The 12518-nt window shown below is 26.8% G+C and carries 10 protein-coding genes; 3 read left to right on the forward strand and 7 right to left on the reverse strand.

Annotation, left to right across the window (positions count from 1 at the left end; genetic code table 11):
- Positions 1–4 precede the first annotated feature (4 nt).
- Both BLBBGE_RS02335 and BLBBGE_RS02340 read right to left on the reverse strand, forming a co-directional pair.
- Positions 5–799, reverse strand: a complete 795-nt coding sequence (locus BLBBGE_RS02335; protein ID WP_012840994.1) for a hypothetical protein — start codon at positions 797–799, stop codon at positions 5–7.
- Between the two features lie 4 nt (positions 800–803).
- Positions 804–1907 (reverse strand): Nif3-like dinuclear metal center hexameric protein, encoded by a 1104-nt coding sequence (locus tag BLBBGE_RS02340; protein WP_012840995.1) that lies wholly within the window; start codon positions 1905–1907, stop codon positions 804–806.
- A 95-nt stretch (positions 1908–2002) separates the two neighbouring features.
- Between BLBBGE_RS02340 and lipA the strand changes: the two genes are divergently transcribed.
- The gene (gene lipA, locus BLBBGE_RS02345) at positions 2003–2857 is read left to right on the forward strand and encodes a lipoyl synthase (protein ID WP_012840996.1); all 855 of its coding nucleotides are present in this window, start codon (positions 2003–2005) and stop codon (positions 2855–2857) included.
- A gap of 1 nt (position 2858) precedes the next feature.
- Here the strand turns inward: lipA and BLBBGE_RS02350 are convergent, their stop codons facing one another.
- Positions 2859–5441 (reverse strand): UvrD-helicase domain-containing protein, encoded by a 2583-nt coding sequence (locus tag BLBBGE_RS02350; RefSeq protein WP_012840997.1) that lies wholly within the window; start codon positions 5439–5441, stop codon positions 2859–2861.
- A 153-nt stretch (positions 5442–5594) separates the two neighbouring features.
- On the opposite strand from BLBBGE_RS02350, the gene fbaA reads away from it, so the two are divergent.
- Together fbaA and accD are read left to right on the forward strand one after the other, a co-directional pair.
- Positions 5595–6662, forward strand: coding sequence for a class II fructose-bisphosphate aldolase (fbaA, locus tag BLBBGE_RS02355; protein ID WP_012840998.1), 1068 nt, complete (start codon positions 5595–5597; stop codon positions 6660–6662).
- Positions 6663–6671: 9 nt separating this feature from the next.
- Positions 6672–7511 (forward strand): acetyl-CoA carboxylase, carboxyltransferase subunit beta, encoded by an 840-nt coding sequence (gene accD, locus BLBBGE_RS02360; RefSeq protein WP_012840999.1) that lies wholly within the window; start codon positions 6672–6674, stop codon positions 7509–7511.
- Positions 7512–7537: 26 nt separating this feature from the next.
- Here accD and guaA read toward each other — a convergent pair whose 3' ends face one another.
- The 4 genes from guaA to BLBBGE_RS02380 are packed head-to-tail and all read right to left on the reverse strand — an operon-like array spanning position 7538 to position 12506.
- On the reverse strand, positions 7538–9085 hold the full coding sequence (gene guaA / locus BLBBGE_RS02365) for a glutamine-hydrolyzing GMP synthase (RefSeq protein WP_041936717.1): 1548 nt from the start codon (positions 9083–9085) through the stop codon (positions 7538–7540).
- 19 nt (positions 9086–9104) lie between these two features.
- The gene (gene purD / locus BLBBGE_RS02370) at positions 9105–10343 is read right to left on the reverse strand and encodes a phosphoribosylamine--glycine ligase (RefSeq protein WP_012841001.1); all 1239 of its coding nucleotides are present in this window, start codon (positions 10341–10343) and stop codon (positions 9105–9107) included.
- A gap of 5 nt (positions 10344–10348) precedes the next feature.
- Positions 10349–11884 carry a bifunctional phosphoribosylaminoimidazolecarboxamide formyltransferase/IMP cyclohydrolase gene (gene purH / locus BLBBGE_RS02375; protein WP_083814447.1) on the reverse strand — a complete coding sequence of 512 codons (1536 nt, stop codon included), beginning with the start codon at positions 11882–11884 and terminating at the stop codon, positions 10349–10351.
- Positions 11885–11942: 58 nt separating this feature from the next.
- Positions 11943–12506: a formyltransferase family protein gene (locus BLBBGE_RS02380; protein WP_012841003.1), complete on the reverse strand. Its 564-nt coding sequence runs from the start codon at positions 12504–12506 to the stop codon at positions 11943–11945.
- Positions 12507–12518 lie beyond the last annotated feature (12 nt).

The raw sequence follows: 12518 nt of genomic DNA on the forward strand, positions 1-12518 counted from the left end.
TTAATTATTTTTTCTTTTTTTTAAAACAAAAAACAAAAGATTTTTTCTTTTCTTCTTCAGCTAATTCAGCATCTATTAATATTCTTCCACTGTGTTCATCTATTAAAAGTTTATTGCGTTGTATCAGTTCTGAATATTTTTGAGGTGTAATTGCCAGATAAGAACCCAATGGAGCGCCTCTTTGTACTGGAGCCACAGCCACTCCATTTTTCACTCCATTTCTTATTTTTTTATAAGTTTGTAATAAACTCCTATCAACTTTTTTAGAGAAACATAAAGATTTTTCCAAAAGAATTTTTTCTTCTTTATCGTTTTCTAAGAGAATCTTATTCAATTCTTTTTTTTTGTGAAACAGATGCTCTTCTTTATTTTTCAAAATATCTTCTTTTTTTTCTAGAATATCTTTTTTTTTATGAATTTTTACATTCAATTCTTTGATTCTTTTTTTAAATAACTGAATCTCCAATTTTTGATAATCAATTTCTTTATCAAGAGAATATAATTCTTTGTGATTTTTTACATGATCTTTTTGTTTATCATATTTTTTAATCAATATTTCTGAAGATTTAATATTTTTATTTTGTTTATCTATATTTTCTTTTATAGAAAGAATATCCTCATGAACATTTTTGAAATTTTTTTTCATTTGGTCTAACTCTTCTTCCAAATTTTTTATTTCAATAGGAATATTTCCACGAAATTTTCGTATTTCATCTATACGAGAATCTATTAATTGAAGATTATATAATGCCCTCAATTTATCAACCACAGTAATAGTTTCTTGGATTTTATGGACCATAATATTAATAAAAATATTTAACTGGATTAGTATGAACTTCTGATTCATAAATAGAAATAGAAGTAAAATTTTTGTCTAAAAAAGATTTTAATAAATTTTTAGCAATTTTTTCGGATTCGTAATGACCGACATCCACAATCAATATTTTTTTTTCAGATTTAAAAAAATCATGATATTTTAAGTCAGAGGATATAAAAACGTCAGCTTTTTCTCTGATAGCGGGTTCTATTCCAAAACGTCCTGAACCTGTTATGATAGCTACTTTTTTTATTTTTTTTTCTGTAAAATGAGAATGACGAATACAAGGAAAATTCATTCTATTTTTTAGAAATAGAAGAAAATCAGATTCATTCATTTTTTTTTCTAAAGACCCTATAAAACCTATTCCTATATAAGAATTAACATTTTCAATATTGTAAATTTCGTAAGCTATTTCTTCATAAGGATGATTTTGAAAAAGAGCGTTTTTTATAATGTTTAATTTATGAGATGGGAAAATCACACCAATACAAGTCTCTTTTTCCATATGAAAAACTCCTTTTTTTCCAGAAAATGGTTCGGTTTTATCATTTCCCATATAACTTCCCAATCCATCAAAATTATAACTGCAATGACTATAATTAGAAATATTTCCAGCTCCTGCTTCAAATAAAGAATTTCTTACTTTTTCTGCATAATGAACTGGAACATAAGTGATCATCTTTTTCAGAGTTCCTTTTTTTGGAATAAGAACTTTTTCTTTTTTGATTTTCAATAATTTGGATATAAAATCCGAAGTTCCTTTCCATATGAAATCTAAATTTGTATGAATGACATAAATAGATACATCATTTTTTAATGCAGAAATTATAACTCTTTCTGAAAATGTTTTTCCAGTTATATTTTTTATGGGTTTAAAAACAATAGGATGAAAGGATATTATCAGATTACACTTTTTATTAATAGATTCATAAAAAACCTCTTCTGTGAGATCTAAAGTAATCAATACATTTCTTATTTTTTGATGAAACGATCCAACTATCAATCCAACGTTATCATAGGAATCTGCATATTCTATAGGGGCTAGACTTTCTAATTTATCAGCTATATCTCTTACGAAGACTTCCATGTTAAAAACATTCCTACACAAACAAATTTATCAAAAAAAATTGATTTTTATAATATTATTGTATATAAATATAAAATAAAAACAAAAAAATAATTATGAATCTCATTCGTAAAAAACCAAAGTGGATAAAAGTAAAATTGCCAATGAATAAAAATTATCATGAATTGCAAAAACTAGTTTCTTTGCATAAATTAAATACGATTTGTCAAAGTGGAAGTTGTCCTAATATAGGAGAATGTTGGGGAAAAGGGGTAGCCACTTTTATGATATTGGGAAATATTTGTACAAGATCTTGTAGATTTTGTGGAGTCAAAACAGGACAACCTGAAAAAGTAGATTGGAAGGAACCAAATAAAGTAGCAGAATCTATAAAAATATTGAAAATCAAACATGCAGTATTAACTTCTGTCAATAGAGATGATTTAAAAGATATGGGATCTTCTATCTGGGTCAAAACTATACAAAAAGTACGATTTTTAAATCCAAATATCACAATAGAAGCTTTAATCCCTGATTTTAAAGGAGAAAAAAAAATAATAGATAAAATCATTGATGTTCAACCAGAAGTCATTTCTCACAATCTGGAAACAGTTCCAAGATTAACAAAAAAAATCCGGATTCAAGCTAAATATGATCGTAGCCTTGGAGTTTTGCAATATATCAAAGAAAAAAATCATAATATTCGCACAAAAACAGGAATCATGTTAGGATTAGGAGAAACAAAAGAAGAAATCATTGATACGATGAAAGATATGATAAAATCGAAGGTAGATATTCTAACAATGGGACAATATTTACAACCTTCTTTAAAACACTATCCTGTTCGTTTTTTTGTTTTTCCAGAACAATTCAAAGAATTAAAAGAAATTGGATTAAAAATGGGATTTAAATATGTAGAAAGTGGTCCATTGGTACGGTCTTCTTATCATGCAGAAAAACATGTAAGGTGAATTAATAATTTTTTTCTTCCTTACCAAAAGAATACTTATATTTTTTTTCATTCCATATTTTCTTTTCATGAAGAAAATTTTTAATGCAAAATGATACAGATTTTTCATTTTCTAGTTTTGAAAATAAGATCAGTTGTTCTATAGAACGGGTGGTAGCTACGTATAATAGATTGATATTATCAAATACTGTATTTGATAGGTAATTTTCATAGAAATTCCGGATGTTCCTATCATGTTTGATCCGTTTCAAATATGATTTGATTTCTAAATAAATAGTATTCAATCCATGATATAAATGAGGACTTACATTCATCCATCCTCCTTCTTGATTTTTAGAAAAAACATTCCAATCAGTAAAAGGAAGAAGGACTACAGGAAATTGCAATCCTTTAGATTTATGAATAGTCATAACACGAATAGCTTTTTTATGATCAGAAATAATAATACTTTCTTTTTCTTTTTTAGATTCCCAGTAATCTAGGAAATCTACAATAGAATTTCCTATATTTTTCATAAATCTATAAACAAAATCCAAAAAAGAATAGATAGATGCAGTATTCTTTTTGTTTAATAATCCAAAAGCTTCAATTATTTCTTCTGATATATTGTATATGGATTGATTGTATAATTTATTTAATGTTAATGAATTTTTTGATAGAATTTTTTTTAAAAATAGATCTAATGGAAAAAAAAGAATTTTCATAATAAAATCATGATCTTTTTTTTTAGTACGAATGAATTTATTTTTTAATAACATAAAAATTAAAGTCACTCTTTTTTGATAACAATGTGGATTGGCAAGAATATAAAAGAAATTTATGATGATTTGTATTTCTAAATGATTTTTTATTAATAAAGAAACAGAAGTATTTACGTTAAAACCATCTCCAACAAGTTTTTCAGATAAAAAATGACCTTCTTCATTATTTCTAACTAATATAGCAATGTCTGATAAAACATATTTCTGTTTCAATAATTTTTTTATTTTATTTTTTATTTTAGAATAAATATATTCTTTGTAGTTTTTATTTTCCAAACTACTGATAAAATTTATTTCTACATATCCTCCAGATTTTTTAAATATCTTTTGTTTAGAATTTTGATATATATTTTTATAAGTAGTTGAATGAAAAATTTTAGATATGGATTGATAAAGAAAATTATTAAACTTCACAATTTCTTCATAACTACGAAAATTTGTTTCTAAAGTTTTTAATTTTTTATTATAATTTTTTGATTTAGAATAAATTAAATGAATAAATTGCTTTGCATCCCCCCCTCTCCATCTATAGATAGATTGTTTCGGATCTCCTACGATCATAGCGGACCCTCTTTCAGATAATGCATTTTCAACTAAAATTCTAATATTATTCCATTGTAAAAATGAAATATCTTGAAATTCATCTATGAAATAATGTTTGTATTGCATTCCTATTTTTTCATAAATTTTAGGAAATGTTCCTTGAATAATTTTTTCATAAAGAATTTTGTTTAATTCTGCATTTAAAAGAATTTTTTTTTCATTTTTTATAAAATGAAATTCTTTTTCTATTTCATGTATTATTGATAAAAGACTAATGTTTTTTAAAAAAAGTTTATCCAATAGATAATATGATATATTTTTTTTATACAGAAATTTTGTTTCTTCATATAATGAAAGTATCTTATTCTTATTTTTTTCTATCAATATTTTTTGATGAATTTGTATAGAAGATTTAGAATAAAATATTCCTTTTTGAATAAATTTTTCAAGACGTTCATTAAAAGGATTAAAAAATATGTTTTTCATTTGTAATTTTTGGAAAAGTCTTGGTAAATCTGAATGAATAAATGAATCTTTTTGAATAGAAGTTCTTCTTAAAAAAAGAAAAAACTTTTCTCCTTGTTTTTCGCATTCTTTTTCAAATTTTTGAGTTCTTTTTATCAAAGTATTTTTTAATTGGATTAAATCTTCTAAGGAATAATTTTGAATTTTTTTTATAGGAAAAAAATTATTTTCTTCCAACATGAGATGAGCTATTTTAAATAGTTCTTTTCTGATATCCCAGTTTTTTCCTTTTTTTAATTTTTCCAAAGAAAATTGAACCAAAACATTTGACCATTTTTCTGAATTTTTTAATCTATACAATAAATTTTCTACAATTTTGAATAAAAACCTATTGGTATCCATTTCTAAGTTAACTTCTCGATTTGAAATAAAAGATCTAATAATATTATAAGTGAATTTATCTATTGTACTTGTGTTTTTAGAAAAAGAAGAAAAATCATGTAAAATGGAAAATAATATTTTTTTAGAACGTTCATACAATTGATGTTTTGTTAATTTCAAATCTTTTGCAAGATGATCAAATAAAGAAAAATATTCTTTTTTAACTATTTGATTTGAAAATTCTTTAAGACATTGTAAAATGCGTTTTTTCATTTCTTCAGAAGCTGTCTTAGTAAAAGTCAAAGCTAAAACTCTTTTAAATTCATCAGGATAGGGGCTATTTAATAGAACATAAAGATAGTTTCTTACCAAGAAAAAGGTTTTTCCAGAACCTGCTGAAGCGTTGTATATCTTTAATGTAGATGGAATAAGCATGATTTACGAAAAAAATTTTGCATATTTAATAATAAAACGTAAGTAATGTAATAAAACGAAACTATAGAATGAAAACTCTTGTTAATTATAACCTAACCTATTAATACTTTTTTTTACATTTGTTTATCCTTAAATTAAATAAATTTAAAACACATGTCTAGAAAATTTCCTTTTGGAGTAGCCACTGGTAATCTTGTTGGAGAAATATTCGAATACGCTAAGGAAAACGTTTTTGCTCTACCTGCTGTAAATGTTATTGGATCTAATACTATAAATGCAGTAATGGAAACCGCTGTAGAAGTTAATTCTCCTGTTATTATTCAATTGTCTAATGGAGGTGCTATTTTCAATGCGGGAAAGGGATTAAATAATAACAAACAAAAGGCGGCAATCAAAGGAGCTATAGCTTGTGCTATGCATATTCATGAATTAGCCTCATCTTATAAAGCAACAGTTATTCTTCATACAGATCATTGCTCTAAACCCTTTCTTCCATGGATAGATGGATTGATAGAAGCTAATGAAGAATATTATAATCGTTTTGGAAAAACGTTGTTCAGTTCACACATGTTAGATCTTTCTCAGGAACCCTTAAACGAAAACATTAGTATTTGTGAAAAATATTTTGAAAGAATGAATAAAAACAAGATGACCATTGAAATAGAATTGGGGGTAACGGGAGGGGAAGAAGACGGAATAGATAATTCAAACATAGAAAATAACAAACTATATACTCAGCCAAAAGAAGTTAGTTATGCTTATGATAAATTGATTAAAATCAGCCGTAATTTTATCATAGCAGCTTCTTTTGGAAATGTACACGGAGTTTATAGACCTGGAAATGTGATGCTTCGTCCTGAAATATTACAAAAAACACAAGAGTACATTAGAGAAAAATTTCATACAAAAAGAAAACCAGTTTCTTTAGTTTTTCATGGAGGATCAGGATCTTCTAAAGAAGAAATACAACAATCTATTAGTTATGGAGTTGTTAAAATGAATGTTGACACCGATTTGCAATATGCTTTTACTTGTGGAGTTCGGGATTATATGAAAAAAAATGAGGAATATTTAAAAAAGCAAATAGGAAATCCAGAAGGAGAACATCTTCCAAATAAAAAATATTATGATCCTAGAGTCTGGTTAAGAGAAGGAGAAAAATCTTTTAAAATTCTTCTAAAAAAATATTTCGAATTCATGAATAATGTTAATACTTTATAAAAAGCAACCATGGCTTGGTTTTTGAGAAAAAAAAAGAATATTCTAACGTCTATCGACGATAGAAAAGATTTACCGAAAGGGTTATGGCACAGAACCCCTAGCGGAAAAATTATCGATACAGAAGTTTTAAAAAAAAATGCTTATGTAAGTCCAGAAGATGGATATCATGTCAGAATTCATAGTAAAGAATATTTTGAAATTCTTTTTGATAATGGTCATTTTTATGAAATGAATATCAAGATGATTAGTAAAGATCCTATAAAGTGGAAAGATTATAAAAAATATACAGATAGAATTCAAGAAGCTAGAAAAAAAACAAATTTATATGATGCTATTAGAACAGGAATAGGAAAAATAAAAGGAATTGATGTGGTGATATCTTGTATGGATTTTTCATTTATAGGAGGATCTATGGGGTCCGTGGTAGGAGAAAAAATCTCTAGAGCAATAAGATGTTGTATAGAAAAAAAATTTCCATATATCTTAATTTCTAAATCTGGTGGAGCAAGAATAATGGAATCTTCTTTTTCATTAATGCAAATGGCTAAAACAATCGCAAGGTTAACTCAATTGCGTGATGCTAGAATCCCTTACATATCTGTTTTAACAGATCCAACTACAGGTGGGGTTACCGCTTCTTACGCTTTACTTGGAGATATCAATATAGCTGAACCAGGCGCACTTATTGGATTTGCTGGGCCACGAGTAATTAGAGAGACAATTGGAAAAGATCTTCCAGAAGGATTTCAAACAGCAGAATTTCTTATGGATCACGGTTTCATAGATTTAATCTCTTCTAGAACTGAACTAAAGAAAAATATATTTAATTTAGTTTCTATGATGATGTGATGATGTAAAGAAAAGAATTGAATTTCCTATTCCCATTCAATAGTAGATGGGGGTTTAGAAGTTATATCATATACCATTCTATTAATTCCATCGACTTCATTAATTATTCTATTTGAAACTTTTTCTAAAAAATCGTAAGATAAATGTGAAAAAGTAGCAGTCATAAAATCCTCTGTATTAGTTACACGCAATACGGCTGCATATTCATAGGTTCGTTTATCCCCCATGACTCCTACAGATTTAACAGGTAATAAAATTATAAACGCTTGATTTACAGAATTGTAAATATTATAATTTTTTAATTCTTGCAGAAGAATATTTTCTGCTTTTTTTAATATGGAAATTTTCTTTTCATTTACTTCTCCAATAATTCGAATGCTGAATCCAGGTCCAGGAAATGGATGACGATATAAAATATCTTTTGGAAGTCCTAGTTTTTTTCCTATTTTCCTGACTTCATCTTTAAATAATTCTTTTAATGGTTCAATCAGTTTCAATTTCATGAATGTAGGGTGAGGTAATCCTCCTACATTATGATGAGATTTTATAGAATCACTTAATTGATTTTTATTTGAAGAAGATTCAATAATATCCGAATAAATAGTCCCTTGTGCTAAAAATTCAACATCTTGAATTTTTTCTGATTCTTTTTGAAATACAGAAATAAATTCTTCCCCTATAATTTTTCTTTTCATTTCAGGATCAATAACTCCAGTTAATCTAGATAAAAAACGATTTTTAGCATCTATTATTTGAATAGGTAAATTCATTTTTTTACATAGAAGAGATATTCTTTCTCTTTCTTTTTTTAGAAGTAATCCTGTATCTACAAAAATACAATTCAAAGAACTTCCAATAGCTTTATGAATGATATAAGCGGTAACAAAAGAATCTACTCCTCCAGAAAAACCTAGTACCACTTTTTTTTTGTCTACACGTTTTTTGATTTTATCAATTGTATTTTGTATAAAATTGTTTAATTTCCAATTAGGAATGCACTTGCAAATATGAAAAACAAAATTTTTCAATATAGATATTCCGAATTCTGTATTTTTGACTTCTGGATGAAATTGAACGGCATAAATTTGTTTATCGAGATGACTGAAAGCTGCAATAGGACAAGATGAAGTATGTCCAATAATTTTAAATTTTTTTGGAATTTCTTTGATTTCATCAAAATGACTCATCCAAACAATGGATTTTTTTGGAATTCCATCAAATAAATTGTTATTTGAATGATCTATCATAAAGTAGGACTTTCCATATTCTTTAGATTTAGATTTTTCTATTTTTCCTCCAAAAAGAAAAGAAATCAGCTGCATCCCATAACAAATTCCAAGTATAGGGATATCTAATTGAAAAATATTTTTAGATATTAATGGAGAACCATTATCATAAACAGAAAAAGGACCTCCAGACAAAATAATTCCCTTAGGTTTTTTTGATAAAATATGGGAAATAGAAGTTTCATAATTACATAACAAAGTATATACTCCTATATCTCGAATTCTTCTTGCAATCATATGACTATATTGAGAACCAAAATCTAATATAAAAATCAAGTCTTTTTTCATTTTTTTGTATTTGATTTGGTTAATATAAACCTATGTCTTTTCGAAAATACAAATCTTCGAATTGTATTTTTTTTACTTTATCGTAAGCTTGTTTTTTGGCTACTTGAATTGTATTTCCTACTCCTACTATATTGAGAACGCGTCCACTTGATGTCATCCATTTTTCTTGTTTTTTTTTTGCTCCAGCAATATAAAAAGGTTCTTGCAATGAATCTAATCCTATTATCATTTGTCCACTTTTGTATTTTTCAGGATATCCTTTAGAAGATAAAACAACACAACAAGAACATAATTTTTCCCAATCAATAGATATTTTTTTATGAATAAAAAAAGATTGAATAATATCTAAAAAATTACTTTTCATTAATGGAAATAAAGTTTGAGCTTCAGGATCTCCTATACGAGTATTGTATTCTAATAAATAAACTTTATTAGAAGTGATCATTAATCCGAAATATAAAAATCCAAAAAAAGTTAATTTTTCTGAAATTAATCCTTCTAAAGTAGGCTCTAATATGTTTTTTTTAAAATCGATCCAAATAGAATTCGTCATATATGGATTCGGGACAATAGCGCCCATTCCTCCTGTGTTCATTCCTGTTTCATTTTCTCCAATTTTTTTATAATCTAAAGCAGATAAAAAAGGAATGATATTTTTTCCATTGAAAATTGATATAATAGAAGCCTCTTTTCCTTTCAAGAATTTTTCTATGATAATTTGATTTCCAGATTTTCCAAATTTTTTTTCTATCATAATAGTTTTTAAAGCTTTTTTAGCTTCATTTTGATTGTGAGCCAAAATAACTCCTTTTCCTGCAGCTACTCCATTTGTTTTAATAACCACAGTCTCATGGCATTGTTCTAAAAAATTGATAGCTTTCTTATAACAATAAAAAATATCATATTTAGGAGTTCTAATTCCGTATTTTTTCATAAAAGATTTAGCGAAAATACGATTTCCTTCAAGTTGAGCAGCTGAATAATGTGGCCCTATTATTTTTAATCCAAAATTATTAAAAATATCTACAATTCCTTCTATCAGGAAAATTTCGGATCCTACAATAGTTAGATCTACTGCATTTTTTTTAGCAAAAAAACCTAATTCTAATAGAGTGTGATGATTTTCAATATTTTTTCCTATTATTCCCGTTCCTCCATTTCCAGGATAAAAATAAAGATTGATAGAACTATTATCTTCCAATAATTTTTTTCCAATGGCATGTTCACGTCCACCTCCTCCAAGAATTAAAATTTTCATCATTTTTAATGTTTAAAATGTCTTTTTCCAGTGAAAGCCATAGCTATTCCATAATCATTACAAGCTTTTACAGATTCTTCGTCTCGTATAGATCCTCCTGGTTGGAGAATAGCACATATTCCACCTGAACGAGCGGCTTCATCTACAACATCACGAAAAGGAAAAAAAGCATCAGATACAAGAACTAGTCCTTCTTTACTTTTTTCTAAAGCTCTTTCTATAGCTTGACGCGCAGCCCAAATTCTATTAGTTTGTCCTCCAGAAATTCCTAAAGTTTGCGTTTCTTTAGCTACAACAATAGCATTAGATTTAACGTATTTTACTACTTTTTGGGCAAAAAATAAAGATTTTAGTTCTTGATCCGTAAATTTTTTTTGAGTAACTATTTTATAATTCTCCTCATGAGAAAAAAAATAATCTGTTTCTTGCACTAAGATTCCTCCATCTATTTGAACATATTCTAATTTATCAGAAATAGGTTCATTGATACTAATAATTCTAAGATTTTTTTTTATTTTTAAAATATTCAATACGTCTGTTTCGTAACTAGGGGAAAGAACAACTTCTAGAAAAATGTGATTAATTTCTTTTGCCAATTCTTTTGTTATTGGAACATTAACAGCCATTATTCCTCCAAAAGACGAAATAGTATCAGCATAATAAGTTTTTTGAAAAGCTTCAATAATGTTCTTTCCTAACGCAACTCCACAAGGAGTGGAATGTTTGACTGTACAACAAGCTGGTTCTGAAAATTGAGAAACAACTTTCCAAGCTATATCCATATCTCGTAAGTTATTAAACGACAATTTTTTTCCATGCAATTGATTAAAATTTCGCATAGCACCATGGTGTATCGTATTAATGTAATAAGCAGCTTTCTGATGAGGATTTTCTCCATAACGTAGATTCATTTCCTTTTTGTAAGAAGAATGTAAATAAATAGGAAACTTTTCATCCATATCATCCATCAAAAGATATTGAGAAATAGCAGAATCATAAGAAGAAGTAAAATTAAATACTTTTCCAGCTAATTTTTTTCTCAATTTTAATGAAGGAAATCCATAATGTACTATTTCATTTTGTACTAATTCATAGTCATTCTCATCTATAATAGCAGTGACATGTAAAAAATTTTTAGCAGCTGCGCGAAGCATAGAAGGTCCTCCTATATCAATAAGTTCAACCAAAGAATTGACATGAGATTCTTTATGCATTTTTTTTAAAAATGGATAAAAATTAACCAACACAATATCAATCAAATGAATATTGTGAAAACGAATCGATTGAATGTGTTTCTCAATAGAACGATTTGCTAGAATTCCTCCATATATATTAGGATGAATGGTTTTCACTCTTCCATCTAAAATTTCAGGAAAATCAGTCACATCCGATATTTCTATCACATTAGACAAACCGTTTTTTATTAAATATTGGTAAGTCCCACCAGTAGAAATTATTTGGTATCCTTTTTGATCTAAAAAACTAGCGAAATTAAATAGTTTTTCATTTTTTTCATAAACACTAATCAAAGCTCTTTTCATAATACATACTACTAATTTTATTTTTGTGGATTCTAAATCAAAAATCAATAAAATTTGATTAAAGATTTTTGATAGATTGAATTAATATCTCTCTTTCTATAAGAGAAACTTTTTGTGATAAAGACATTGGAGTTTCCTTTGAAGAAATTTTACATGATTTTTTCAAAATAATATCTCCCGCATCCACGTCTTTTGTCACATAATGAACTGTGGCTCCCGATATTTTTTCCTTATTTTTAATAACTGCTTGATGGACATTCATTCCGTACATTCCTTTTCCTCCATATTTTGGCAAAAGAGAAGGATGAATATTAATAACTTTTCCGAACCATTTTTCACAAAATTCTGCATCAAGTATAGAAAGAAATCCAGCGAGAACTATAATATACGGAATATCTTTTACAAGTATATTGTTTATTTTTCTAGAAATAAATTTTTTATCAGTCTTTTCTAAAGATATGGCTGTTATATTCTTTTTTAATGCATACTGAATCGCACTACAACATCTATCAGAAATAACTAAATTGACTCTAAATCCAGAAAGTATCCTGTTTTGAATTGCTTGTAAAATATACTGCATATTGCTTCCTTTCCCAGAAACTAAAATAGCTATCTTTTTCATGGTATATCTATG

Origin of the sequence: Blattabacterium sp. (Blattella germanica) str. Bge (assembly GCF_000022605.2) — a bacterium.
Lineage (GTDB): Bacteria > Bacteroidota > Bacteroidia > Flavobacteriales > Blattabacteriaceae > Blattabacterium.